The following is a 24,928-nucleotide window of genomic DNA, read 5'->3' on the forward strand; positions in this document are numbered from 1 at the left end:
TCCTTAAGGGTGGAGTGCGGCTCCGGCCGGCCGGGGGAAGACCGTACCGTCGAAGATCTTGCGTGCGGTGCGGACGACGGCGGTACGGCGGGCCACGGGGGCGGCCCCCGAAGTGCCGTCGTCGATCTCGCTCTCGATGTCGAGGAATCCGGTGGGATGCTCGATGCGCAGCCGTCCGCCGTTCTCGGGCAGACGGGCGACGTCCTGGCCGACGCCGCCGTGGACGCGCAGCCCGGCGGCGACACTGGCGGCTCCCAGGACGCCGATGGCGGTGTGGCAGCGGACCGGGATGAAGGTGCGGGTCATGACCGCGCCGCCGTTCGTGGGCGGTGCCAACAGGCTGAGCTTGGGCACGGTCGTCTCGCCGACGTCGCCCAGGCCCATCAGCAGGCCCGCCTCCAGGCGGATCCGCTGGAGCCGGTCGTGCAGGGTCAGGTCCTCCTCCAGGTCCCGCGGCCTTTCGTAGCCGGTGACCTGCAGGGAGGAAGCGGCGATCAGCACGGTCGGCATGCCGTTGTCCACGCAGGTCACCGGCGTGTCCGCGACGATGTCCCGGGCGTGCCCGGTGGGCAGCAGGGGGTTGCTGCCCCGCTCGAACTCGATCACCACGGGTGCGGCGGTGCCCGGCACGCCCGAGATCTCGGCCGGCCCCGCGTAGGAGACGCGCCGGTCCGGCGTGGGGAAGGTGGCGGTGGCACGGTCACCGCTGTTGACCATCCGGATCCGTACCGAGGTGTGCCCGTCCCGGGCGGCGACCAGGCCGCGTTCGACGGCGAACGGGCCGACCCCCGCCAGGAGGTTGCCGCAGTTCTGCCGGTCGGAGACCTCGGCCCGGTCCACCCCCACCTGGAGGAAGAGGTAGTCGACCTCCGCGTCGGGGCTCTGGGAGCGGGAGACCACCGCGACCTTGCTGGTGAGCGGGTGCGCTCCGCCGAGTCCGTCGATCTGCCGGGGGTCCGGGCTGCCCATGACCCGCAGCAGCAGGTCGTCGCGCGCCCCGGCATCGGCCGGCAGGTCCTCGGCCAGGAAGTAGGCGCCCTTCGAGGTCCCACCGCGCATCAGCATGCAGCGCAGCTCCTCGCCGGTGCTCATGACACGGAACCGTTCCGCGCGTAGTCGTCGTAGGCCTGGTACCGCACCCCGAGCCGTTCGAGGGTCTCGCGCAGGCCGTAGCGGTCGAGGCCCAACTGGCCCTCGGCGAAGGCGGCCCGGGAGGCGTCCTCCTTGGCGGTGCGCGCCTCGGCCGCCTTGACGGCCGTACCGGCCTGCTCGCGGGGTACGCACACCACGCCGTCGTCGTCGGCGACGATGACGTCACCGGGGCAAACGACCTGTCCGCCGAGCACGACGGGTACGTTCACCGAGCCGGCCGTGGCCTTGACCGTGCCCTGGGCACAGACGGCACTCGACCAGACGGGGAAGCCCATGGCACGCAGGTCGGCGGTGTCGCGCACCCCGGCGTCGATGATCAGGCCGCGCACCCCGCGGTACCGGAGCGCGGTGGCGAAGAGGTCGCCGAACATGCCGTCGGTGGAGGGCGAGGTGGTGGTGACGACGAGGATGTCGCCCTCGCGGCACTGCTCGACGGCCGCGTGGATCATGAGGTTGTCGCCGGGCCAGCACAGGGCGGTGACCGCGGTGCCCGCGATGCGCACGTCCTGCTGGATGGGCCGGAACCCGGGGCCGAGACTGCCGGTGCGGCCCATGCCCTCGTGGACGGTGGCCACACCGTAGCCGCCGAGTGTCTCGACGTCCTCGGCGTGGGCGCGCGGCGGGTTGGTGACGATCAGGCCGCTCATGCCAGCTCCTCCGTGACCTGCGGGTAAGGACGCATGTAGGCCTCGCCGTAGGTGGCGTGGGGCAGGCCGAGGTTGGGGCCCGCGTTGCGCTTGAGCTGTACGCCGCGCCGCTTGCCCAGGTCGGTGTAGTAGTCCCACAGGTGCTGCTGGGCGGCGAGGCATTCCATGGCCTTGCGCTTGGTCTCCCAGACCGGGGTGATGTCGAGGAGGACCTCGGGCCGGAAGCCGCACATCTCCGGCTGGTGCGGCTCGAAGAAGAACACCGGCGGGGCTCCGATGATCTCGCCCTCGGAGGGGTATCCGATGGCCTGGGCGAGGACGCGGGCGTCCAGGGCCATGCGGGCGGCCGCCGGATGGTCGCCGTTGTAGGGGTCGTCCAGGGCGTGGGTCAGGACCACGTCGGGCTGGGTGTCGCGGTAGATCCGCACGAGCTGGTCGGTCAGTTCCTGAGTGGCGAACAGGGGATAGTCGCCGGCGTCGAGGAAGCGCACTTGGGCGCCCAGGGTCGAGGCCGCCGCCTCGGCCTCGGCACGGCGGAGCTCCTTGATCTCCTCCAGCGACTTGCCCTCGCGCCAGGCTTTGGCGGACTCACCGCGCTCCCCGTAGGTGAGGCACGCGATGGTCACCTTCTCTCCACGGGAGGCGGCCAGGGCGATGGCTCCCCCGGCCCGCCAGACGAAGTCCCCGGCATGCGCGGTGATGACAAGTGTCGATCGTGGGGTGGTGGGCGCCTTGCCGTGCGTCATTGCTCACATCTCCTTGGTGGACAGGCCGGATGCCCCACCACCGCGACGTCATTGGCGCAGCGCGTCGATGACTCCCGCGAGGTGGGTGCGGACGGCCGCTTCGGCCGCCTGCGGGTCCCGGGCCCTGATCGTCTCGATCATGGCCAGGTGCTCACTCAGGGACTGCTGAGGACGCCCCGGTCTCAGCGCGAGCTGGAAACGGTGGCGCACCAGCTGCCCGTTGAGCCGCTCCAGCAGCCCCACGGCGACCTGCTGGCCGGAGAACTCCCTGATCCGGTCGTGCAGTTCGTGGTTGAGCTGGGAGTAGACCAGCGGCTCGCCGCCCGCGACCGCCTTGGACATCGCCGTGCCCAGCTCGGTCAGCTGGTCCAGCTGGTCCTCGCTCGCCTCGACGGCCGCCTTCGCGGCGCAGAGGCCCTCCAGGACCATGCGGCACTCGGTGATGGCCACCGCTTCCTCGACCGTCACCACCCGCACCCGCGAGCCGCGGTTGCGGATCCGCTCGACCAGTCCCTCCGACTCCAGCTCGATCAGCGCCGCCCGGACGCTGGCCCGCGTGACACCGAACCGCTCGGCGAGTTCGTTCTCCACCAGCCGCTGGGCCGGTGCCATGTCGCCGTGCAGAATCGCCTGCCGCAGGTGCACCAATGCGTGCTGCTTGGCCTGCTCGCCGGTGCCTGGACGGGCTTCCTTCGGCATCGCGCCCTCCCTGAGTGAGTGCCTGTCGAACCTAAATCCAGTCCAACAAGATTGTCAACAATTTTGTTTCCCATGTTGCCGACATGCTCCGTCGGCGGTCCTGTCACCCGCCACCACAGGGCGCTGACCGGCCCCAAGCGTCCCACGGCCGCTCGACAGGGGGACGTCACCGCCTCATCTCCCGGGCCGGGCAAGGGCGCAGTTCACTCAGCGGACACCGGGGGCGTCAACGACCCGAGGGCACGACCGCCGAGGGTCCGCCGCGGGGAATACCAACTCGACGCCGGATCCGTTTTCCTGGGCGGGTCGGAACCGGGCGCGCGTCATGTGCCGTTTTGACCCAGGGCGACGACCTGGGAGCGCCCTGACCAGCCCCGATCTGGGCGGGCGTCAGTCACTCAACACCAAAAGAAAGTAAAGGGAGTTACCCACGGCGCCACGGCCCGCTGTCCGTGCCCCAGGGGCCCACCTGCTGCGCTTGACTTCATTGTCCCGGTATGAGTAGTTTGGGTACGGGTTGAACAGAAAACTTACGTTTTGCCTGTTGAGAGACAAACAATCTCAACATCCCGACCGACTACATCCCGACCGACGGCAACCCGGTCGTCGGTTAACAGACGGACGGGCGCCCCGCCGCGAGGTTCGCTGCACTTCAGCAGCCTGGGTGGGCCCGATGCCGCGCGATCAGCGCGCGAGTCGGCGACGGCAACTCCCGTCACTCTCAACGCCGATGTACCGGACCCTTATCGCGAACGTCTCAGTGCCTCCAAGGTGCCGACGTCACCGCGGCCGTGCAGAGCCGGCACCTGTCTACGCTCCCGGGAAGGGAAAGCACCATGCGGATCATCACTTCTAGGACGTTCCGGCTGGTCGCCAGCCTGTTCGCCGCTCTGGCCCTGGCGTTCGGCACGGCCGGCATCGCCAGCGCGACCAGTTCCCACTCGGACTCCGGTTACTCCTACAGCAACTGGAACGACGACGGAGGCCACGGCGGTGGCGGAGACCACGGCGGCGGAGGCTACGGCGGCGGAGACCACGGCGGCGGCGGTGGAGACCACGGCGGCGGTGGCGGAGACCACGGCGGCGGCGGTGGAGACCACGGCGGCGGTGGCGGAGACCACGGCGGCGGCGGTGGAGACCACGGCGGCGGCGGTGGCGGCGGCCACGGCGGCGGTGGCGGCGGGGGCGGCCACGGCGGTGGTGGCGGTGGCGGACACTGAGCCCAGCGGTCGTAACTGACATCTGAAGATTGACGGCCTGTCATCTCGCCAAAGACGGCTGGTCTTCTCCGGACGGTCCCGCGTCGCGCCAGCGACCCGGGGCCGTTCGGCGTGCGGCCGTACGACCTGCACCAGCGGTCGTCCATGGTCCCGGTACCGTCGCGACAGAACCGATCGAGGGCGCGCTGACAGCCGGTGCACGGCACGTGACGCTGAGCGACGTCGCCGCGACCGGCGGAGTCTCGCGGGCGACCGTGAGCCTCGTACTCAATCGCGATGGCATTGCCTGACCACCACTCCCCGCTGCTGGAAGTGCGGCTGCGCCTTGGGCAGCACGGCGTACCCGATGCGCGGCGACGTCGACTACGCGGCTCGGCGATAAAGGCCCGTCAAAAGTTCGATGGCGGCGGGGGCGGCGGGGTGCGGGTCGTCCCGCCACCAGGCGAGCCGCACCGCGATGGGCTCGGCGTCGCGCACCGGCCGGTAGACGACGCCAGGGCGCGGGTACTGGTGTGCGGTGGACTCGGCCGTCATACCCACACAGCGGCCCGTGGAGATCGCGGTGAGCCACTCGTCGACATCGTGGGTCTCCCTGGTCACCGGGCGGGAGTCGGGCGGGAACAGCTCCGTCGTGGTGGTGCCGGTCCTGCGGTCGATCAGCAGAACGCGCCCGCCGAGGTCGGCGAGTCGCACCGAGCGGCGCCCGGCCAGCGGATCGTCGGCGGCCAGGGCGCACAGCCGCCGTTCCAACCCCACGATCGCGGAGTCGAACCGCCGGTCGTCCAGAGGTCTGCGCACCACGGCCGCGTCGCAGGCCCCTTCGGCAAGGCCGGCTGTCGCGGAGTTGACACGGACGAGCCGCAGCTCCGTCTCGGGGTGCGCCCGCGCCCAGTCGCGCTGAAAGGCCAGGGTGTGACGGCCGAGCGCGGACCAGGCGTACCCGATCCGCAGCGAGACGCGTCCCGACGTGGCCTCCTGGACCAGGTCGGCCACCTCGCCGAGTACCCGCCGGGCATGCGCCAGCACACGCAGTCCCGTCACCGTCGCAGTGACCTCGCGGGAGGTGCGCCGCAGCAGCCGCACCCCGAGGGCGCGCTCGAGCGAGGCCAGGGTGCGGGACACGGCGGCCTGGGAGACCCCGAGCGCGATGGCGGCGTCGGTGAAGGTGCCCTCGTCGACGATCGCGACGAGACAGCGCAACTGCCGCAGCTCCACATTCATGACGGAGGCGTCCACGACGGAGGCGTCCTCGGCAGAAGCGTCCCCGCCGGAAGCGCCCTTGCCGAAAGCGTCCTTGCCGGAAGCGTCCTCGGCTGAAGGATCCATGACGCAAGCGTATAGATGGACCGGCTGATGCATTTTGCGCAAGAGACCCGGCCTCCGAGCATCGAGACATGCACGCAGCCTCCGCACGCCCGGCAGAACCCGCGCGTCGCACTCCCCCGGCGCCCACGTCCCCGCAGCCCGGCGGCACGCGCCTGTCCGGCGTGGTCACCATGGTCGGCAGCGGCCTGTCCAATCAGACCGGTGCCGCCATCGGCTCCCTGGCCTTCCCCGTCCTCGGCCCCGTCGGCGTGGTCGCGATGCGTCAGTACGTCGCCGCGGTCGTCCTGCTGGCGGTGGGCCGCCCCCGGCTGCGGACATTCACCTGGGGGCAGTGGTGGCCGGTCGTGCTGCTGGCACTGGTGTTCGGGACCATGAACCTGTCCCTTTATACGGCGATCGACCGCATCGGACTGGGGCTGGCGGTGACCCTCGAATTCCTCGGCCCCCTCAGCATCGCGCTGGCCGCCTCCCGCCGCCGCGTGGACGCGTGCTGTGCGGTGATCGCCGCGGCGGGTGTCGTCACCCTGATGCGTCCGCGCCCCTCCGCCGACTTCCTCGGAATGGGCCTGGGGCTGCTGGCCGCCGGCTGCTGGGCGTCGTACATCCTGCTCAACCGCACCGTCGGCCGCCGCATCCCCGGCGTGGCGGGGTCCGCTGCCGCCGCCGGGCTCTCCGCCGTGCTGTTCCTGCCCGTCGGCGTCGCCGTCGCCGTCCGGCACCCTCCGACGCCGACGGCGGTCGGCTGCGCCGTGGCCGCCGGTGTGCTGTCCTCCGCGGTGCCCTGCCTCGCGGACCTGTTCACCCTGCGCCGCGTCCCCGCCCCGGCCTTCGGCCTCTTCATGAGCGTCAATCCCGTCCTGGCCGGTCTGGTCGGGTGGATCGTCCTCGGTCAGGGCCTGGACTGGACGGAGTGGACGGGCATCGGCGCCGTCGTCGCGGCCAACGCGCTCGGCATCCTCGCTTCACGAAGTTGACGGACACGTCACGGACCTTACGGACACCCGGGCAACGGACTGCCCCAGAAGAACGTTTCGGCGAAAACGCCAGACCGCGCCACCCCTTCCGCCACTTAGAAATATCTACCAGCATGAACACGCCGGGTCGGCGCCCAGGTGCGGGTCGCGCATCCGAGTGCGCCGCTCCACGCCTGGTCGGACGGCCTGCGAATGCCCTGGAGTTGGTCATGCCGGATGTGATGTGGATGCAAGGTGTCGAGTGGCTCGCGGCGGCCGCCTCGGACCCCCGGGCCTGCAAGCGGGAGTGGGATCAGGGGTCGGGGACCGTGCTCATGGAGGCCGGGCGGTTCTGGGACGTGCTCAGCGTTCCCGAGCAACTCGGGCTGCTCGCCCTGGACATCCTGTGGAACGACCCGCTGCGCGCCCCCGGCCCCACTCTGGTGGACACCGCATCCCGGAGAGTGGGCTTCTTCCTGCCGCCGGACCCGGCCAGCCGCTGGGTCGGCTCCGGCCTCCGGCACGCGGGCAAGGGCTCATGGGTCGCCGTACCACCGCCGTACCGCGCCGCGAGGTTCCTGGAATGGCTCATTCCGCCCGACGGGACCGGAGACCTGCATGCCGCGGTCCCCCTGGAACTGGCGTTGCAGCGGGCCAACGGGACGCTCGCCGTCCTGGCACCCCCGCCCGGAGGGTGACCGTCGCTCCGCGGCAGCGCGCGGAGGGGTTCACCAGCCCAGCAGGCCACGGGGTACGGGGACGGCGGGTACGGAGCCGGCGGACACCGTCTCGGGTTCGGCCGGTACCGGTCCGGCGGTCTTCTCGTCCCGCCTCTCCGCCCAGGAGTCGACCGGCCGGGCCGCGCTCTCGAAGGGGCTGGAGGCGGCGAAGGAGGCCCACAGCACCGCGACCACCTCGCGGTGCTCCGGAACCACCCGGCCCTTGGCCCGCCACTCCGCGACCAGTTGGGCGTAGATCGGCGGGTGGCCCAGACGCCCGTCCGTCAGCTCGGCGTAGCGCCGGCCCGCGAAGCCCTGCTCCAGACGGCGCCGCCGGGCCGTGTGAGTGCTGTCCATGTCGGAGCAACGGCGGTGCGTCGCCGGTGGTACGCGCCCGTGGTACCGCTCACCGAGTCGGGTGAACGCGCCGCCCGTTCGGAGCCGTGCCCCTGTCCGACAAGCATCTTCACGCATCAACGCGGTCCCGCCGAGCATGGTCCAGGTCAGCTCCGCGCGCCGGGAGCGACGGCGGCCTCCGGTTCCGTAAGCGCGGAGTCGGCGTCCGCGCGGGCCGAGGCGGAGAGCCGGCCGGCCCGCTGGACCGGCACAAGGAGGGCGGCCAGCGCCGCGGCCAGGCAGAGCAGGGCGAGCAGGGTGAATCCGTGGGTGTATCCGGAGCCGTAGGGAAGGCCCGAGGACTGGAGCCGGCCGGTCACCAGAACGCTGGTCACGGCCGCGCCGATGGACCCGCCGATGGTGCGGATGTTGGCGTTCATCCCGGTCGCGGCGCCGGTCTGCTCGGGCGGCACGCTGCCGACGATCAGGTTGGCCATCGAGGCGAAGGCGAGTCCGATACCGAGGCCGAAGATGCCCGCGGCGAAGGCCACTTGCCACTGCTGGTCGTGCCACAGGGCGAGGAAGCCGCAGGCGACCGCACCGAGCGCGGCACCGGTCGTGAGCAGCTTCTTGGCGCCGAGGATGGGCTCCAGCCGACCACTGAGCACACCCGAGCAGAACATGGCGAGCAGCATCGGCAGCATGAGCAGTCCGGCCGCGGTGACACTGGCACCGAAGCCGTATCCCGCGGAGCTCGGGGTCTGTACGAAGCCGGGCAGGAAGGACCAGATCGCGTACATGCCCGCACCGAACAGGAGCGCGGCGGTGTTGGTGGTCCACACCGCGGGCAGCCGCATGACGCGCAGGTCGATCAGCGGGGTGCGGGAGCGTGCCTCGGCCAGCAGCCACAGCGCGAAGAGCAGGACGGCGGCGGCGAACAGCCCGATCACCCGGGCCGATCCCCAGCCCCACTGGCTCGCCTGGCTGAGCGGGAGCAGCAGTGCGACCAGCCAGCCCGACAGCAGGACGGCACCGAGCCAGCTGACGCGTCCCTCGGCCCGGCTCGGGGATTCGGGGACGTAGCGCAGGGCGATCAGTGTGGTGACCGCGACGACGCCGACGGGCAGCCAGAACAGCCAGCGGTAGTCGAGCGCGGACACGATGGGACCGGCCGCCACCAGTCCGACGCCGCCGCCCGCGGCGATCACGGCGGACAGGTTGCTGATGCTGGGGCCGACCTCGGCCGCGGTGAACTCGTCCCGGATGATGCCGAAGGAGAGCGGGAACAGCGCTCCGCCTATGCCCTGGACGACCCGGGCGACGATCAGCACGCCGATGTTCGGCGCGAGCGCGGCGAGCAGACAGCCGAGCGTCACGGTCACGAGGACGGCGACGAGGGTGCGCTTCTTGCCGATCAGGTCGCCGACCCGGCCGAGGATCGGGGTGAAGACCGAGGCGGACAGCAGGTAGGCCGTCATCACCCAGGTCACGGTGGACTGCGAGGTGTTCAGGGCGTGCTGGACGGTCGGCAGGGCCGGTGCGATCAGCGACTGGAGCATGGAGAACACGCCCGCACCGGTCGCGAGGACCGCGAAGGTGAGGCGGGTGGACTTCGTGGGCATGAAAAGCCTCTCCGAACGGAGCGGAACGGAACGAAACAGAGCAAGGAACGGCCACTCAAGGAGCGGGGGCGGGCTGCGTACGGCCCGTTCGAGGTCACAGGGGGTACAAGCGCGTCGACGGTGCGTGCGGGCGCACGCCACCACGGGGAGCGCACCCCCGACTGCTAAAGTGGAGGTATGCCTCCACTGTAACGGAGGCATACCTCCGCTTCAACCTTCTTCTCGGCCGGGAGGCACCAAGTGACGGCTCAGCCGTTCCCCGTCAGCGGGATCGTGGCGTCCCGGCGCCCGCACCGCAAAGACGCCGCACGCAACTACGACGCCCTGCTGGGCGCCGCCCGCGAGGCCTTCGCGGAGCACGGCGCGGAGGCGTCCCTGGAGGACATCGCCCGGCGCGCGGGCGTGGGCATCGGCACCCTCTACCGGAACTTCCCCACCCGCCGCCACCTCTTCGAGAGCGTGTACGCGGACGAGGTGGACGCGCTGTGCCAGGTGGCTCTGGAAGTCGCCGAGCGGGAGCCGTGGGAGGCGCTGACCTCGTGGCTGCGGCGGTTCGTGGACTACACCGTGACCAAACGGGCCATCCGTGAGGCGCTCGACAACGAGTCGGAGATCTTCCTGACCTGCCGGGACTCGATGTACCAGGCGGGCGGCCCGCTGTTCGAGCGGGCACAGAAGGCCGGCGAGGCGCGCGCGGACATGGACTTCGACGACCTGCTGCGCATGGTCGCCGGGATCACCTCGACGAACTTCCTCGACGACACCCAGCGAGACCGGGTCCTCACGGTCGCGCTCGACGGCGTCCGCGCCGCGCGCTGACATCGGCCCGAGGCAGGCGGGAGGGACCCCCACCCCTTCGTGAGCCCCGTCGCCCACACCGCACTTACCCTCCAGTAATATCTCGCGGCAGTCCCCTGGAGGAGGAACCGTGCCACGGTCGGAACGCTCAGCCCTGTTGCTCGCCGGCCTGCTGGCCACCGCGGGTGTCGGTCACTTCATGTCGCCACGGCAGTTCGACGCGACCATTCCGCGGGCGCTGCCGGGGGCGCCCCGGACCTGGACGTACGCGAGCGGTGTCGCCGAACTGGCGCTGGCCGCCGGGGTGGCGGTGCCCCGTACCCGGCGGGTGGCCGCGCTGGCCACCGCGGCCTTCTTCGTCGGGGTGTTCCCCGCCAACGTCCAGATGGCCGTCGACTGGCGCCGGCGTCCCGCTCCGCAGAAGGCCGCGGCGATCGCGCGACTCCCCTTGCAGGTGCCCCTTGTACTGTGGGCACGCAGCGTTGCCAATGGTGGGAAGGGTCAGTCATGACGCGTGGTGTGGATGTGGGCGACAAGATCGAGGACTTCGCCCTGCCCGACGAGACCGGCACGGAGCGCAAGCTGACCGAGCTGCTCGGCGAGGGACCGGTCGTGCTGTTCTTCTACCCCGCCGCCCTCTCTCCCGGCTGCACCACCGAGGCGTGCCACTTCCGTGATCTGGCCGCCGAGTTCACCGCCGCCGGTGGGCGGCCGGTCGGCATCAGTGGTGACGCGGTCGACAAGCAACAGGAGTTCGCCGGGCGTCACACGCTCGGGTACCCGCTGCTGTCCGATGTCGACGGCACGGTCCGCGAGCGGTTCGGAGTGAAGCGCGGCTTCTCCCTGGCACCCACGAAGCGGGTCACCTTCGTCATCGCGCAGGACCGCACCGTCCTGGAAGTGGTGCGCAGCGAACTGCGGATGAGCGCCCACGCGGACCGGGCCCTCGCCGCGCTGCGGGCGCATCAGGGCTGACCTTCGGCTCCCCCGCGGCGGCCGGGTCGTCCTGCCTCGGCCCGGCGCGCCGCGTTACTCGCCGTTGCCCGGCGGGCCGACGACATGAAGGTCGTACGCGCCCACCGGGCCGAGCGCGGCGTCGAGGCCGAGGGACGGGGGCAGTTCACCGGCAAAGGCCACCGGGGTGCCGTTGCGGGTGAACCATTCCGCGATCCCGGTCGACACCGAGGTCACGAGCAGACGGGATTCCGGGCTGCGCACGACATGGCGGCGCGGGACGCCGCGGGCGCCGAAAGCGATGTCGCCCGGGCCCAGGTCGTACTGCTGCTCCCCGACGAAGAAGGTGATCTCACCTTCGAGTACGGCCCAGATCTCGTCGTCATGGGCGTCCACGTGCATGCTGATCCTTCTCTTCGAGGGGCGGTCGAGCGGCACCTCCTCCATTGTGCGAAGCGGTGGCTAGAGGAAGCTTCAGTCATCTGACTGGTCCGTCCGCCCGGCAGCCGCGCGGGTCAGCACTGCGCCGAGGCCGGAAGATCGGCCCGCTCGTCACCGCGGAGATACAGGGCACTGACCCAGCCGTTGCCGATGCCGGGGCCGCCGGAGAGGTGGATCCAGATGTGGCTGGTGGAGCCGTGGTCGACGACCGTCTCCCCGGAGAGCCAGCAGAAGGCGGGGTAGCTGTACCCGGCGCGCAGCCTGCCGATCGTGGGGTGGCCGTTGCCCGGGCCGGTTCGGATGGGCGCGTCGGCGATGGGCACGACGGTGTACGTCTCGTAGGCGGCCTGTCGCGTGAGGCCGGTCGGCGCCGCGGCCGAGGCGGCTCCCGCACTGAGCAGGCCGCACGCGAGCACGGCTCCGGCGAGGACGGCGACGGTCTTGCGTCGGATGTTCATGGATGAACTCCCTGGCACGGAGGGACGATCGCGGTGAATTCCGGTGAGTTCCGCTGCCTTCAGCACTGGGCGGAGGCCGGCAGATTCGCGTACTGGTCGCCCTTGAAATAGACGGCGCTGCTGAATCCGTCGGCGAATCCGATCCAGATGTCGTTCGTGTAGCCGTGGTCCGTGATGGTCTGCCCGTGGGTCCAGCAGTACGCCGTGTAGGACTGACCGGCGGTCAGGGTGGCCAGGTAGGCGCTGTCCTTCGTCGGCAGCTTGCGGACCTTGACGTTCTCGTAGGGCACGACGGTGTACGACTGCTCGGCGGGCGCGGCGGCGGCCAGGCCGGCCGGGACGAGGAAGGCGAGCGTCGCGGCGCACGTGGTGATGACGGCCGGAATACGGCGCATGGGAAATTCCCCCTGTATGTGGTGTTTCGCTTTCGACCACCGCCACAGTGGGCGCCGAGGAAGTGCGGCGGCAATGCCATTCAACGGTGTTCGAAGTGAGCGCACGGCCGCGGAAGATGGAGCGCGGATGTACTGCCGTTGTCCCTGCGGTGGTCGGCCGGCGTCCATATGTCCGAGTCCATGATCTTGCTCCCTGTGGGGCCTACGCAGTGGTTACGCTCCCGAGCGGACGGATCCGATGGGGGCGGGACGGCGGTCCTCATGACGGGAATGGCTCACTGTGCGTAGGCAGCGGCAGGCATCGGGCGGGAACGGCAGGGCCGGGGACCACGGCCGGGGAGCCGTCGGCCGGGACACGGCCTCGGTCGCCAGGACCGGCACGGAGGTCACGGCGCCGCACCCGGCGTCCCCGACGACCGGCCCGGGGATGACTCCGCAGGCACTGCTGGCCCTGCAACGGGACGCGGGCAACGCGGCGACGGCGCGCGCACTGCGTGGACGGCTCCCGGCCGCCGAGGGCGTGGCGGGCGCCACGCGTACGCCGAGGCCCGCACCGGCCGTACTGCCCACGCTCGAAGAACTGCCCGAGAGCAGTGCCGCCGCCCGGCTGCCCGCGGTGCTTCCCGCGATCGACGAGGCGGTGGAGGAGTCCGAGGACGGCGTGGAGAACGCCCGGCCGCGCGCCGCCACCACGACACGCCCCCGGCGGGCGGGCACACGTCGGCCGGTCCCCCGGCCGACCGGCAGCGGGACCGGCTCCTTCCATCCGCCGCTCGGACTGCCGCCGTACCTGCGGGAGTTACGGGCGGCGGGGCTCTCCACGGCGTACGGGCTCACCGGGCACGAGTTCGTGTCCACCGCCCTCGGGACGGTCCGACGGGACGGTGGCCGAGATACGCGAGGAGCTGGCCGGGCGGCCAGAGACGTTCTACGGCCAGGGCCGCTCCTTCGCCGTCGAGGGCCCGGAGGGCAAGGGCTGGTACGACGTCACCGTCACCATCTCCCGGGACGGCGCCGACCTGCCCGAGACCTTCGTCTCCCCGGAGGCCGCGAAGGCTCAGGCCGCGGCGGCGCGACAGGCCAGGGCCATGGCCGCGTTGCTCGCCGAGGCGGAGGCCGCCATGGGCAAGGGGAAGGCGAGAGCCGACGATCACGACGGCGGGGACGGCACCGGCACCGAGGTCGACCCGCGGCAGGCCGCCCAGGACGCGCGGACGGCCGAGGGCTCCCACATCAAGGTGGACACCCAGCACAACACCTCGGGCGTGGTGAGCCACTCCTCGGGCGGTTCGTCCAGCAAGGGCGTCAACTTCATGGCCTTCGGGCTGGCGCCGGTCGTCCCGGGCGTCTGGCTCGGCGGGGCGGTCATGGCCAACGCGCAGCCGTTCCAGTCCTCCACCGACTCCCGTGTGCAGAAGACCATGTCCGAACCGCGGGTGCTGCGCAGCGACAAGGGGTCCGTCGAGATGCGGCGCCAGGTGCGCTACGGCGTACGGGTCCAGCCCCAGGACGAGGGGCGAGGCGGCCGGGCGCAGACGTTCAGCGGCGCCGGGTCCCTGATGATGCGGGTGCCCACCGAACACCTGGTGCCGGTCACCGCCGAGGCACCCGTGCGGCCACGCCCCCTCAACACAGCAACCGCGCGGCGCGTTCGGCTCGCGGACTCGCTGGCCCCGGTCGCCCTGGACGACGCGGCGGCCCCCCATCCGGGCGGCGGCGGCCTGTTCGACACGGTCCGCTCCGTGCTGCACCCCTCCCTGACCTCCCGCGGCGCGCCCGGGCGGGCCCGGCTCCACGACGCCACCTCCGCCACCACCGTCCTGGAGGACCTGCCCCGGCTGCTGAGCGGCTGGGTGATCGGGGAGGATCTCGTCTCCAAGGACGGCAGCGCCACGGGCACCTACCGGATGCGCGCCGATCTCACCGCCCTGTCGCCCACCTGGACGACCGGCAAGACCCAACTCCGTACGCACCAGCAGGCGCAGCACTCGGTGTCGCACACGGCGGCCAAGGGTCGAGGGGGGACCTTCGGCGCGGGCCCGGCGGCGGGTTTCGGCGTGCTGGGCAACGCTGCCGCGGTGCGTGCGACGGTCATGCCCACGGCCGGGGCGCGCAAAGCGCGGTTCACGGTGGCCGAGCAGACGGTGTCGAGCCGTCAGGGCGCCGAGGTCAGGGGCGACAAGGTGCTCTACCTCGGCAAGGTCCGGTTCAGCGTCGAGGGCACCGGACCGCTCTCCCCCGCCATGAAGGTGCGCTCCGGGGCCCGCACGGCCCGGCACTCGATGGATGTCTGGGTCAGTCTGCGCGCCGACGAGGCCCGGTCGCTGGGCCTCGAACTGCCCGAAGGCGTCGCGGCGGGTCCCATGATCAGGGAGCCGGGAACGGACGCCGACGGGAGGAAGCTCGACCGGCGGCAAGGGGGGGAGTCACCGGGCGAAGCCGGATCGTCGGCCCGCCCGGGCACCGAGCGCCATCTGCCGTTCGGGGCCATGGGGTCGAGCGTGGCGATCAGCCAGCTGGACACCGCTCCCCTGCTCTCCGGCATCGAGCGGCTCTTCGCCACCGATCAGCGCCTCGCCGGCTACCTGCCCACGTTCGGCGCCGGGGCGGAAACCGAGGTGAGCCGCGAGGAGGGCGAGGTGCAGCGGCGCAACTACCGCGAGCTGATCACCGTACTCTCGGAGACCAACCTGCGGGTCAACAAGGACCAGTTGCTCTCCTCCGGGATCCGGGTCCGGATGCGGCGCAAGAGCCGATGGCACGCGCACGACGTCCAGATCAAGGTCGTCGGCGCCCTGCGCGAGACGGGCTACCGGGGGGAGACGAAGGACTGGCTGGTGCGCAGCCACAGCGGCGTCACCAGCAACTCGCAGAGCGGGCGGTCCAGTTCGCGGTCGATCGGCGGGCTGGCGCTCGGCCAGTTCCGGCTGATCCCCGGTGCCCTGTCCGCCACGGTGCGCGGTGAGCGGACCCGGCAGAGCACTCGGCGCAACCAGGCGGGTCCGACGACACGCTCCGACGTGCTCACCAACGGCGGTGAGAACACCAGCGCGTTCGGCGGCGCCCTGCGCCTGGACGTGGACGTCACCATGACGACACGGGAGCGGACCGCCAGACGTGCCCTCACCCCGGGCGTGCCGGGGCGGGACACACCCGCCGCCGTGCACATCGCGTCGACCGCGGACACCGAGGCGCTCGACCTGGCCGAGCAGGACGTACGGCTGCTCACCCCGACCGCGTTCACCCTGGACACCGCCGGGAAGGACCGGCTGACGGCCAGGTCCCGCAGGCGCACCGCCGGACTGGCGCCGCCGCAGCGGCAGTTCAACGCGTCGGGCATCGGCGATCTGTCGACCATGGCGCCGCGCTCGATCGCGGGCCGGGCGGTCCGGGACTGGACGCTGGTGGAGACCGTCGGAGGCGGTGGCCCGATCCGGGACCTCGCCTTCGAGCTCCTGTCGCGGGCCGCGAGCCGCAATCGGGAACTGCGGGAGGACCTCGCGCTGCAGACGGAGGGCCTCGCGCCGCGGCTGGCGATCGAGGAACGCCTCAGTCCGCAGGCCATCACCTCGGCGCTGCGCCAGGCGGTGTCCTCCGGGTGGGTGGTGAAGAACCTGCGGTACCCGCGCAGGCTCCGCGCGCTCAACGGCGCGATCGGTACGCGGTTCGCCCTCACCAACCCGGAGGTGGTGGCGGAGGGCACCGGGGCGGGTACCGAGACGTTCCTGCTCGGCGGCCACCAGATGACCGGGCAGGAGGGCAGTGGTATCTCCACGACCGTGCAGGGCGGCGCCCTCGGATCGGAGAACGGCGCCGGCTGGCGGCTGGGCGAGGGTCTGTCGGCCGCCCGGAACCTCGGCCGGAGCGCGGCGACGGCGACGACGCTGAGCGGCACCGTCGAACGCAACGCCCACACTCCGCGCACCCGGCCCCTCTACCTGGTCCACTGCGACCTGGTGGTCCGGATGGTCAGCGAGGTCAAGGTCACGGGAGGCGGCCCGTACGTCGCGAAGGGCGAGCGGACGCTGCCCGCCGCGGCCGCCGTCTGGCTCACCCATGAGCAGCTGGCGGCGGCGGGCCTGCGCGTTCCCGGAGCCGCCGGACAGACGTCCTCGCAGGGGGAATCCGCACGCCTGGGCGCGGAGTCCAAGGGCCCGGAGTCCAAGGGAAAAGAGTCCAAGGGCGAGGGGAAGGCCACCCAGAAGCAGTCCGAGGCGTCCCGGAGCGGGGAATCGTCGAGCACGACCGCCCCGGCGGCGCCCGCCCTCGCCCAGGAGTTGCCGCTCGGCTTCGGCATGATCGAGGAACTGCCCGACTTCGTTCCCCTGCTGGAACGGTTGCGCGCCGACGTCGGGCGGCGTGACCGGTCCCTCGCCGACGAACTGCTGCCGAAGCGGCAACTGGCCGATCCGCACGACAACATGCAGCGGCTGCTGCGCGTCCTGGACCGGGACGGGTCGGCCGGACTGCTCTCCGGGGCCATGGACGGCGGGGTGCCCGTCGAACTGTTCCGCGGCCGCGACGCACCGTACTGGGCCGTGTTCCGCGTGCGCCGCACCCGGCAGGGCACGGCCGAGGGCGAGGCGAGGGACGGCCGCGACATGGAGTACATCACCTCGGCCGCCACGCAGCGGGCGGACACCCGCGAGACGAGCGACACGCGGACCGTCGAGGGGGTCGTGGCCGGTGCGGGCAAGCCGGAGGGCGGCGGTGGTCCGCTCAAGAGCGTCGGCGGCTCCGGCGGCCTCGGTGTCGGCGTCAGCGATGTCACGAAGTCTGCCACCGTGGGGCGCGGTCAGCTCGGCATGAAGACCGTCGCCGAGGCCTCCGCCCGTTCCGTCAGAATGCGGGTGCCGATCGAGGCGACCCTCGAACTGCACTCGTCCCGTGGGCGGGTGGGCCTCGCCACCCTCGGCGGCCAGTCCCTGGTCCACCGCATTCTGGTCAAGGACCTGGAGGCGCTGTCGCGGCTGCGGCCGGTGCCGCGCGCGGAGGCGGGACAGGCGTTCCTGCGGCAGGACGACGCCGAAGCGAGCCGGCTGGGGCCCTGGCACGGCCGCGGGGTGAGCCTGCCGATGGAGGCGCAGGTCAACGGGTTCCGCGGTGCTCCCGGGATCCGCCGAGTGATCGACGACGCGGTGCGGGCGGCGCACGGCGGGGAGCGCTACCGCAGGACGGGCGACGCGGCGGCGTACGCGCAGCGCGAGGCGGTGTCCACCGAGTGGCTGATCTCCGCCCTGCCGCTGCTCACCGTGGCGGGAGCCGACCTGCCGGTCGTGCACGCCTCCGGCGCGCAGGGGCAGGATCTGCGGACCTCACTGCACGCGCGGCTGCGCGCCGGCCGCGTGCTGGGTGTCGGCGACAAGATGACCTTCGAGACGGTGGCGCAGAGTGCCCTGGACGCGCCCCGGCCCACGGGCACGGACCACCAGCAGGCGGTGGAGCACAACAAGTCGGTACGGGGGCTGGGCGGCGCCGGTGTGCTCAACGCGGACGAGTTCCGGATGAACCAGCTCCTCGGCAACGTCGACCAGGTCGGCGGCGCCACCGACACCTCGGCCCACGGGTCCGGCTCGATGCCTCTGCACAAGCCCAAGTCCGAGGCGACGCTGGTGCAGTTCACGCTGGACGTGCGGGTGGTGGCCCGGGTGCGCGACCGGGGCCGCTCCGGCGCTTCCTCCGTCGCCGTACGGGACTTCACCGTCCCCACTCCGGTGGTCGTGCGGATCCCGGCGCCCGTCGCCCGCCGTATGCTCCAGGACCCCTCCAACCACACCAAGCTCCACGACCCGGACGGCCGCCTCACGTCCTGATGTCGGGGGCGTGTCAGCCGCCCGGCTCCTCCACCGGCTCCGCCGGCCGCTCGCCGATCACCGCGGTCAGCTCCGTCCTGCGGCGGATGCCCAGCTTGCGGTAGGCGCTGGTCAGATGGGTCTCGACGGTGCGTCGGGCCAGGTGCAGGAGTTCGGCTATCTCGGCGTTCGTCCGCCCGTCGGCCGCGAGGGCGGCGATCCGGCGTTCACTGCCGGTCAGCGCCTCCCATCCGGTGAGCGCCGTCGCCGAGGTACGGGAGCGGCCTTCGGGGAGGACCTCCTCGGCCAGCGCCCGCATCCGTACCGCGCCCAGCCGTTCGGCGTGCTCGGCCGCCTCGCGCAGCGCCTCGCGGGCCCGGCTCCGGTCTCCCGCCGCGACGAGCTGACGCCCCTGTCCGATCAGGGCGGGGATCAGCTCGGTCTGCGCGGAGGCGTCCCGCAGAATGCGTACGGCACGGTCGGCGAGTTCCAGACCGCGACGGCCTCCGGTCGCGGTGGCGAGCCCGCGCAGCGCCCGGCCCACCAGCCGGGGGGTGTCCCACACCTGGGCGAGCCGCAGTTCTTCACGGGCCAGCGTGAGGGCCTCCTGCGGTCGGCCGAGCGCGCTGCGGCACTCGGCCGCCGCGGTCCGCCAGGGGGTGACCACGGGGCTCACCACGTCCCGTGCCGTCTGCCGGCGACCGCATTCCAGGAAGTCGTCGAGCGCTCCGGCGTGATCCCCCTGCGCGGACCGCAACACGCCCCGGGCGTAGAGGAATCGGTTGAGCTCCCAGGAGTCGTGCGCGTCGCCCAGGGCGAAGCTGTCCGCGAGGCGGGCCGCCTCTTCGGTACGGCCCGTCTCGACCAGGGCGATCACGGCGTGTCCGTGCGCGTTGGCCGGATCGGGCCGGTGCCGGGTGGCTTCGGTGACCTGCCAGTCCGCCGGTTCGGCGAGCAGATCGGCGTACTGTCCGCGCGTCGCGGCGATGTCCGCCCGTACGTTGAGCAGCGCCAGGTGCATGGGGTGCAGCAGGGACGGGCTCTGCCGGTCCAGTCCCCGGCGTACCAGCCCCTCGGCCTCCACCAGTTCGTCGGCCCATTGCGCGACGGCGGCGGCCGTACCCAGCAGGAAGGGTTCGGCGAGCGCGTCGACCGGTTCGTCCAGCAGGGCGTGGATGCGCTTCATGGCCGTGGCGGCGGGGATCAGGCCCGCCGTCGCGTCGTAGCGGACCAGAAGGGCCTGCCCTGCCGTTCCGACCAGGTCCCCGGACCGCTCGGCGGCGCCGTGCAGCCAGCGATACGCCTCCTGACGGATGCTCTGGTCGTGGTCCGACAACAGCGCCGAGGCGGTCTGCAGCAGCCGTATCAGGTCCGGATGGTCGGTCAGTTGCTCGTCCAGGCCCCGCAGGACGTCCATCGCGGCGCGCGCCTTGCCGCGCCGGGCCAGCACGGTGCCCAGGGCCACGGCCGCCCGTACCCGGTCCTGCGGCATGCCCGGCAGCCGGGTCGCCTCGGTCAGCCGCGGTATCCCGGCCGAGGAACGGGCGGCGGCGAACTCCAGGGAGCCCAGCTCGGTGAGGACCATGGTCCGGCGGGCGGGCGTCAGCGGCTCGTCCAGCGCACGACGCAGATACGACACGCCGTCGTCGGGCCTGTCGTCCCGCACCGCCACGGACGCGGCGTCCAGCAGCGTCACGCTGGCCCAGGCCGCGCCCACGGCCGGGGTCCGCAGCAGCTGTCCGGCCACCGCTTCGGCGCGGTCGCCGCGGCCCAGCATCGCTTCGGCCGCCGTACGGTGGGCCGCCTGCCGCCGGACGGTGGGCCAGCCGCTGAGCACCGCGTCCCGCAGCAGCGGGTGGGCGAAGCGCGGCCGCCCGTCGGGATCGGGCCGCAGCAGGCCGAGGCGGGTCATGGCGGTCAGCCAGCCGGGCACCCGGGCAGGGTCCGCGCCCGCCGTCTCGGCGAGCAGTTCGGCGAACTCTTCCGCATGGCCCTCCTCCCACCCGTCCGCGTCCAGCACCGCGAGGGCGCGGGCCACCCCCGCCGTCGCCTCTCCGGCGCTGTCCAGCCACCAGGAGACGGCGGCCGGATAGGCACCCGGGTAGAGGGCGGCACAGGTGTCCGGCACGCTCCTCGGGGGCGCGCCGTCCGGTTCCTGTGCGCGGAGGTCGTCGAGCAGGGCGCGCAGCAGCAGGGGGCTGCCCGCGCCGGCCCGGACGCAGTCGTCCACCCAGGCGGGCGTGGCGGCACCGACGTCCGAACGGACCAGCTGCGCCGCCGCGTTCGCGCTCAGCGGGGCGAGGGTGTGGGTGCGCACCAGGGTGGGCGAGAGCGCGTGCGCCAGACCGGCGGACGGCGGGTCGATGTCGTACTGGCTGCGCTCGGTCGCCACCAGGAGGACGGGCAGTGCGTCGATCCGTCGGGCGGCGTCGACGAGCCAGCGGCGCGAGGATTCGTCGGCGCAGTGGACGTCGTCCACCGCCAGCAGCAGCGGGGCGTCGGCGGCGTAGGAGCGCAGCCGCCTCCACAGGTGTTCGGCGTATGACCAGTGGTGCGGATTGTCGTCGAAAATGTCCGGAAACTGCTTGGTTCCGGCGTCGAATTCGCCGCCCGATGACAGAAGTTGGAGGACCGCCGCGAACTCCCCGGCCTCCCCGTCCGGCGAGCAGCGGGTCCGCAGCACCCGCATGCCACGGGCCGCCGCTCGCTCGGTGACGGCCTCCAGGAGGGCGGTGCGCCCCGTGCCGGTGGCCCCTTTGAGCAGCACCAGACGGCCGGACCCGGCGCAGGCGCGGTCCACCTCGGCGGCCACCAGCTCCAGGGCCTCCCGTCGTTCACGCAGCGCCTCGGTCTCGCCCATCGATGTCTCCTGTCGTGGACGTTTCATGATCCATCTCGTGGTCAGTCTCGTGGTCCTCCACGATTGCGCGAGGCACGCCAAGCACAGAAGTCTGGGACAAGCCCTTCGGCCACTGGCGACACAGGGGCGACCAGCACGTGGATTTGGGAGAAGCGGTTGCGCAGTTCATTACGGACCACTGACGCAGGCGTGTCACAGCGGCCCGCCGACACCGGTGCGGTGGATTCCGGAAACCGCATACCGGTGGTGGTCCAGGCACCCGACCCGATCTCCCGGGCCGGGGTGCGCAGCCAGTTGGGGCAGCACCCGGTGATCGACCTCCTCGACAGCGCGGAGGCCGGGCCCGGCACCGTGGCCGTCCTGGTCAACGAGGGGCCGGACGAGACCACGCTGTCCCGGCTGCGCCGACTCGTACGCAGCGACGGCGCGCGCGCCGTGCTGGTGGTGAACGCGATCCGCGAGGCCGAACTTCTCGACGTCATCGAGTGCGGTGTCGGGGCCATCGTCTGGCGCCACGAGGCCAGTGCGCACCGGTTGGTGCAGGCCGTACTCGCGGCCGCGCGGGGCGACGGGGATCTGCCCGCGGATCTGCTGGGACGCCTCATCACTCAGGTGGGATCGCTCCAGCGCACCGCTTCCGGCCAGCCCGGTGTTCCGCTCTCCGGCCTGGTGCCGCGCGAAATCGATGTGCTGAGGCTCGTAGCCGAGGGGCTGGACACCGGGGAGATAGCGAGCAAGCTCTCCTACTCCGAACGTACCGTCAAGAACGTGATGCACGGCCTGACCACCCGGCTCCATCTGCGCAATCGCGCCCACGCCGTGGCCTATGCGCTCAGGGAAGGCTACATCTGAGGCGGCCGGCCGTTCGCACGGGGCCTGTCGAACGGGGTACCGGGCGGATCACAGCAGACGGGTACGGAGCGGGTACTCAGCCGGCCCAAGGCTGGTACGCGGCAGAACGTGACGGCACGGCGGGAGCACGACGGTGATTCACGAGGTGGACGAGGTCCTCAAAGGGCTTCTCAGGAGCGGAGCGCTGGCCGGTTCCGGCATCGAGGTCGCCTTCGACGCGCCGAGTCGCGAGTGGGCCGCCCGCCGCAACGCGCCCGCCATCAACGCCTACTTGTACGACATCCGCGAGGACGTGCGGCGCCGTGAACGTGGTGCCATGGCTGTGCGGGACGAACGCGGCATCGTGCTGCGCCGCCGCCAGCCGCCCCGCTGGTTCCGGCTGTCGTATCTCGTGACGGCCTGGACCAAGCAGCCGCAGGACGAACACCGACTGCTGTCCGCGGTGTTGGCGACACTGCTCCCCCACGAGATCCTGCCCCCGCACGCACTGCCCGGCGCGCTGGCCGCGCTGGGGCTGTCCGTGCCGCTCTCGGTGGCGAACCTGCACACCGAGTCCCGGTCCCTCGCGGAGATCTGGTCCGCGCTCGGCGGCGAGCTGAAGCCGTCGCTGGACCTGGTGGTGACCGCGCCGTTCCCGTCGTTCCCGGAGTACGACGCCGGGCCGCCGGTCACGGAGGGTGCCGGCGTGCGCGTACGCGGGATGGACGGAACCCTGGAGGGCTCGCCCGAACGGCGCCACCGGGCCCGGCACTTGGCGTCCACGACCGCGGCCGACACGGCCCCGGGCACGGATCTCCCGGCCGGGGACCACCCGGTCGCGGAGGATCGAAACGGAGAGAAGCGAGCGAAGTGACCCCGCACGTCCCGGCGTCGGCCGCCACCGACACCTCGTCATCCACCGACGGCACTTCGTCCGCCATCGCCTTCGAGGGATCGGCCGATGCGCTCCTGGTCCGGCTGTCCCGGCTCCGCGAGCGTGTCGCGTTCCTGGTCGAGCACCGCAGCGCGACCGATCCCACCGCGGCCGATCCGCTGCGCGGCCTGTATCTGTCCGAGGACGCGGTACGGCATCTCCTGGAGCCGGCCGGTCAGGACCCCGCCCCCGAGAGCTGGGGCTCCGAGCGGGGCGACCGGCTGGATCTGCTGGCCGGGCGGCTCGGGCTGAGCGAGCTGGACGTCCGGGTCCTGCTCACCGCGCTGGCCCCGGACCTCGACCGCACCTTCGAGCCGCTGTACGGCTACCTCAACGACGACGTCAGCCGCCGCCGGGCCACCACCGGGCTCGCGCTCGACCTGTGCGGACTTCCGGCACACCGTGCCGAGGCACGGGCCCGGTTCCATCCCTCGGCTCCGCTGGCCGCGATGGGCCTCGTCGTGGTCGAGGAACCCGAACGCCCGTTTCTGAGCAGGTCGTTGCGCGTACCCGACCGGCTGATCGCGCACCTTCTGGGCGACGAGACCCTGGACGCCGCGCTGACCGGCCATGTCCACCGGCTCCGGGCGCCGGCGCGGGGCGAGCAGTACGACGAGGTCTTCCTGCGCAGGCTCGCCGACCGACTGGCGGCCGCCCCGCTCACCGTCTATCTGCGTGAACACCGGGCGGGAGACGGTCTCGCCTGCGCCGCGGGCGCACTGCGCGACGCATCGGGGCAGGAGGCGCTCCACTTCGCTCCGGACCAGACCGCCGGGCAGGAACCGATCGCCGACCTGCTCCGCGAGGCCCGACTGCGTGACTGCGCGATCGTCGTGTCTCCGCTGCCGGAGGATCCCGCCCCGTTGATGCGGGCACTGGCGGTGGACGATGTGTCCGTGCTGTTCACCGATCCGCGTCCGTACGATCCGCACTGGTGCGACCATCGCGATCCGCTCGTCCTGGACGCGCCCCGGCTGCGCTCCGGAGCGGTGGACGCGTGGGCGGTGGCGCTCGGCACCGGGGTCGACACCGGGGCTTGCGCCCGTGTCGCACCCGTACCGGAGGCCGGCCCCGGCTTCGACCTCGCTCCGGTGGTCGCGCCGTACCGGCTCGGTGGCGACCGGATCCTGCGCGCCGCCCGCGCAGCGCAGCGCCTCGCCGCGTTCGACGGTACCGCGCTGACCCCCGCTCATCTGCGGCTGGCCGCCCGGCAGCAGTCCGCCTCCGGGCTGGAGCGGCACGCCCGCCGGATCCGTCCGGACGTCGGCTGGGAGGATCTCGTCCTGCCCGACAAACCGCTGGTGCAACTGCATGAGCTGGCGTTGCGCGCCCGCCACCGTGACCAGGTGCTCGGCGACTGGCGGCTGAGCGCGGGCGGCGGGCGCGGGCGGGGCGTCCTCGGCCTCTTCGCGGGTGATTCGGGCACCGGCAAGACCCTGTCCGCGGAGGTCGTCGCCGCCGAACTCGGCCTCGATCTCTACGTCGTACAACTCTCCTCGATCGTCGACAAGTACGTCGGCGAGACGGAGAAGAACCTGGAGCGCATCTTCACGGAGGCGGACCGCACCGACGCCGTGCTCCTCTTCGACGAGGCGGACTCCGTGTTCGGCAAGCGCTCCGAGGTCAAGGACTCGCACGACAGGTACGCCAATATGGAGAGCTCCTATCTGCTCCAGCGGCTGGAGTCCTTCGACGGCATCGCGCTGCTCACGACCAATCTGCGCGCCAACATCGACGAGGCGTTCACCCGCCGTCTCGACCTCGTGATCGACTTCCCGTTCCCGGACGCCGGCCAGCGGCTGGCCCTGTGGCAGCACGCCCTGACCCATGTGCCGTGCGCCGAGGACACCGATCCGCGGGCCGTCGCCCGTGACTTCGAGCTGGCCGGTGGTTCGATCCGCAGCGCCGTGGTCACGGCCGCCTACGGCGCCGCCGGCCGCGGTGCGCCGGTCGACACGGCCGACCTCCTGGAGGGCGCGCGCCGCGAGTACCGCAAGGCGGGCCGGCTGGTGCCGGGCGAGGGCACCTGGTAACTCCTCGCCGGG

At 72.2% G+C, this 24,928-nt stretch carries 22 protein-coding genes; 10 read left to right on the plus strand and 12 right to left on the minus strand.

Translation table 11 applies throughout. The annotated features are described in order from the left end of the window. Nucleotides 1–3 precede the first annotated feature (3 nt). The 4 genes from ACFZDJ_RS37565 to ACFZDJ_RS37580 are packed head-to-tail and all read right to left on the minus strand — an operon-like array spanning nt 4 to nt 3,244. Nucleotides 4–1,092, minus strand: a complete 1,089-nt coding sequence (locus ACFZDJ_RS37565) for a 4-oxalomesaconate tautomerase (RefSeq protein WP_391065757.1) — start codon at nt 1,090–1,092, stop codon at nt 4–6. Beyond that, nucleotides 1,089–1,799, minus strand: a complete 711-nt coding sequence (locus tag ACFZDJ_RS37570; protein ID WP_390933821.1) for a 4-carboxy-4-hydroxy-2-oxoadipate aldolase/oxaloacetate decarboxylase — start codon at nt 1,797–1,799, stop codon at nt 1,089–1,091. Before ACFZDJ_RS37570 ends, ACFZDJ_RS37565 begins: the two co-directional genes overlap by 4 nt. Next, on the minus strand, nt 1,796–2,545 hold the full coding sequence (locus tag ACFZDJ_RS37575) for a PIG-L family deacetylase (protein WP_391065758.1): 750 nt from the start codon (nt 2,543–2,545) through the stop codon (nt 1,796–1,798). Before ACFZDJ_RS37575 ends, ACFZDJ_RS37570 begins: the two co-directional genes overlap by 4 nt. Before the next feature lie 48 nt (nt 2,546–2,593). Continuing rightward, nucleotides 2,594–3,244 carry an FCD domain-containing protein gene (locus ACFZDJ_RS37580; RefSeq protein ID WP_390933820.1) on the minus strand — a complete coding sequence of 217 codons (651 nt, stop codon included), beginning with the start codon at nt 3,242–3,244 and terminating at the stop codon, nt 2,594–2,596. Between the two features lie 993 nt (nt 3,245–4,237). Here ACFZDJ_RS37580 and ACFZDJ_RS37585 point away from each other — a divergent pair. After that, nucleotides 4,238–4,483 carry a hypothetical protein gene (locus ACFZDJ_RS37585; protein ID WP_391065761.1) on the plus strand — a complete coding sequence of 82 codons (246 nt, stop codon included), beginning with the start codon at nt 4,238–4,240 and terminating at the stop codon, nt 4,481–4,483. Between the two features lie 344 nt (nt 4,484–4,827). Here the strand turns inward: ACFZDJ_RS37585 and ACFZDJ_RS37590 are convergent, their stop codons facing one another. Next, a complete protein-coding gene (locus tag ACFZDJ_RS37590; protein ID WP_385376123.1) occupies nt 4,828–5,685 on the minus strand; it encodes a LysR family transcriptional regulator in 858 nt (285 codons plus the stop codon). Nucleotides 5,686–5,858: 173 nt separating this feature from the next. On the opposite strand from ACFZDJ_RS37590, the gene ACFZDJ_RS37595 reads away from it, so the two are divergent. Together ACFZDJ_RS37595 and ACFZDJ_RS37600 are read left to right on the plus strand one after the other, a co-directional pair. Next, on the plus strand, nt 5,859–6,764 hold the full coding sequence (locus ACFZDJ_RS37595; protein WP_391065764.1) for an EamA family transporter: 906 nt from the start codon (nt 5,859–5,861) through the stop codon (nt 6,762–6,764). A gap of 209 nt (nt 6,765–6,973) precedes the next feature. Continuing rightward, nucleotides 6,974–7,441, plus strand: a complete 468-nt coding sequence (locus tag ACFZDJ_RS37600; protein ID WP_168505242.1) for a hypothetical protein — start codon at nt 6,974–6,976, stop codon at nt 7,439–7,441. Nucleotides 7,442–7,471: 30 nt separating this feature from the next. On the opposite strand, the gene ACFZDJ_RS37605 is transcribed toward ACFZDJ_RS37600, so the two are convergent. Then, nucleotides 7,472–7,819 carry a hypothetical protein gene (locus tag ACFZDJ_RS37605; protein WP_390933817.1) on the minus strand — a complete coding sequence of 116 codons (348 nt, stop codon included), beginning with the start codon at nt 7,817–7,819 and terminating at the stop codon, nt 7,472–7,474. A 146-nt stretch (nt 7,820–7,965) separates the two neighbouring features. Continuing rightward, nucleotides 7,966–9,420, minus strand: a complete 1,455-nt coding sequence (locus ACFZDJ_RS37610) for an MFS transporter (RefSeq protein ID WP_391065766.1) — start codon at nt 9,418–9,420, stop codon at nt 7,966–7,968. 240 nt (nt 9,421–9,660) lie between these two features. Between ACFZDJ_RS37610 and ACFZDJ_RS37615 the strand changes: the two genes are divergently transcribed. From ACFZDJ_RS37615 to ACFZDJ_RS37625, 3 genes are all read left to right on the plus strand, one after another. Next, nucleotides 9,661–10,239: a TetR/AcrR family transcriptional regulator gene (locus ACFZDJ_RS37615; RefSeq protein ID WP_385376082.1), complete on the plus strand. Its 579-nt coding sequence runs from the start codon at nt 9,661–9,663 to the stop codon at nt 10,237–10,239. Between the two features lie 109 nt (nt 10,240–10,348). Then, nucleotides 10,349–10,729: a MauE/DoxX family redox-associated membrane protein gene (locus tag ACFZDJ_RS37620; protein ID WP_385376079.1), complete on the plus strand. Its 381-nt coding sequence runs from the start codon at nt 10,349–10,351 to the stop codon at nt 10,727–10,729. Further along, entirely contained in the window at nt 10,726–11,193 is a 468-nt protein-coding gene (locus ACFZDJ_RS37625) for a peroxiredoxin (RefSeq protein ID WP_384909038.1), read from the plus strand. Before ACFZDJ_RS37620 ends, ACFZDJ_RS37625 begins: the two co-directional genes overlap by 4 nt. Before the next feature lie 54 nt (nt 11,194–11,247). Here ACFZDJ_RS37625 and ACFZDJ_RS37630 read toward each other — a convergent pair whose 3' ends face one another. The 4 genes from ACFZDJ_RS37630 to ACFZDJ_RS37645 all read right to left on the minus strand — a co-directional run bounded on the left by ACFZDJ_RS37630 (nt 11,248) and on the right by ACFZDJ_RS37645 (nt 13,324). Continuing rightward, complete coding sequence (locus ACFZDJ_RS37630; protein WP_390933813.1) at nt 11,248–11,574, minus strand: cupin domain-containing protein; 327 nt, start codon at nt 11,572–11,574, stop codon at nt 11,248–11,250. Nucleotides 11,575–11,687: 113 nt separating this feature from the next. Beyond that, entirely contained in the window at nt 11,688–12,071 is a 384-nt protein-coding gene (locus tag ACFZDJ_RS37635) for an SH3 domain-containing protein (protein WP_391065769.1), read from the minus strand. Between the two features lie 59 nt (nt 12,072–12,130). Further along, nucleotides 12,131–12,466 carry a hypothetical protein gene (locus tag ACFZDJ_RS37640; RefSeq protein ID WP_101406866.1) on the minus strand — a complete coding sequence of 112 codons (336 nt, stop codon included), beginning with the start codon at nt 12,464–12,466 and terminating at the stop codon, nt 12,131–12,133. Nucleotides 12,467–12,679: 213 nt separating this feature from the next. Further along, complete coding sequence (locus ACFZDJ_RS37645; RefSeq protein ID WP_391065772.1) at nt 12,680–13,324, minus strand: hypothetical protein; 645 nt, start codon at nt 13,322–13,324, stop codon at nt 12,680–12,682. 26 nt (nt 13,325–13,350) lie between these two features. On the opposite strand from ACFZDJ_RS37645, the gene ACFZDJ_RS37650 reads away from it, so the two are divergent. Next, nucleotides 13,351–18,279, plus strand: a complete 4,929-nt coding sequence (locus ACFZDJ_RS37650) for a hypothetical protein (RefSeq protein WP_391065775.1) — start codon at nt 13,351–13,353, stop codon at nt 18,277–18,279. A gap of 13 nt (nt 18,280–18,292) precedes the next feature. Here ACFZDJ_RS37650 and ACFZDJ_RS37655 read toward each other — a convergent pair whose 3' ends face one another. Beyond that, nucleotides 18,293–21,118, minus strand: a complete 2,826-nt coding sequence (locus ACFZDJ_RS37655) for an AAA family ATPase (protein WP_391065778.1) — start codon at nt 21,116–21,118, stop codon at nt 18,293–18,295. Between the two features lie 189 nt (nt 21,119–21,307). Here ACFZDJ_RS37655 and ACFZDJ_RS37660 point away from each other — a divergent pair, with 189 nt between their 5' ends. The 3 genes from ACFZDJ_RS37660 (at nt 21,308) to ACFZDJ_RS37670 (ending at nt 24,916) form a co-directional block, all read left to right on the plus strand. After that, nucleotides 21,308–21,970 carry a LuxR C-terminal-related transcriptional regulator gene (locus tag ACFZDJ_RS37660; RefSeq protein ID WP_384909047.1) on the plus strand — a complete coding sequence of 221 codons (663 nt, stop codon included), beginning with the start codon at nt 21,308–21,310 and terminating at the stop codon, nt 21,968–21,970. 133 nt (nt 21,971–22,103) lie between these two features. Next, nucleotides 22,104–22,823, plus strand: coding sequence for a DUF4255 domain-containing protein (locus ACFZDJ_RS37665; RefSeq protein ID WP_101406870.1), 720 nt, complete (start codon nt 22,104–22,106; stop codon nt 22,821–22,823). A 65-nt stretch (nt 22,824–22,888) separates the two neighbouring features. After that, nucleotides 22,889–24,916, plus strand: a complete 2,028-nt coding sequence (locus ACFZDJ_RS37670) for an AAA family ATPase (RefSeq protein WP_391065991.1) — start codon at nt 22,889–22,891, stop codon at nt 24,914–24,916. The last annotated feature ends 12 nt before the right edge of the window (nt 24,917–24,928 follow it).

The sequence above is a fragment of the Streptomyces sp. NPDC007896 genome, from assembly GCF_042959425.1.
Lineage (GTDB): Bacteria > Actinomycetota > Actinomycetes > Streptomycetales > Streptomycetaceae > Streptomyces.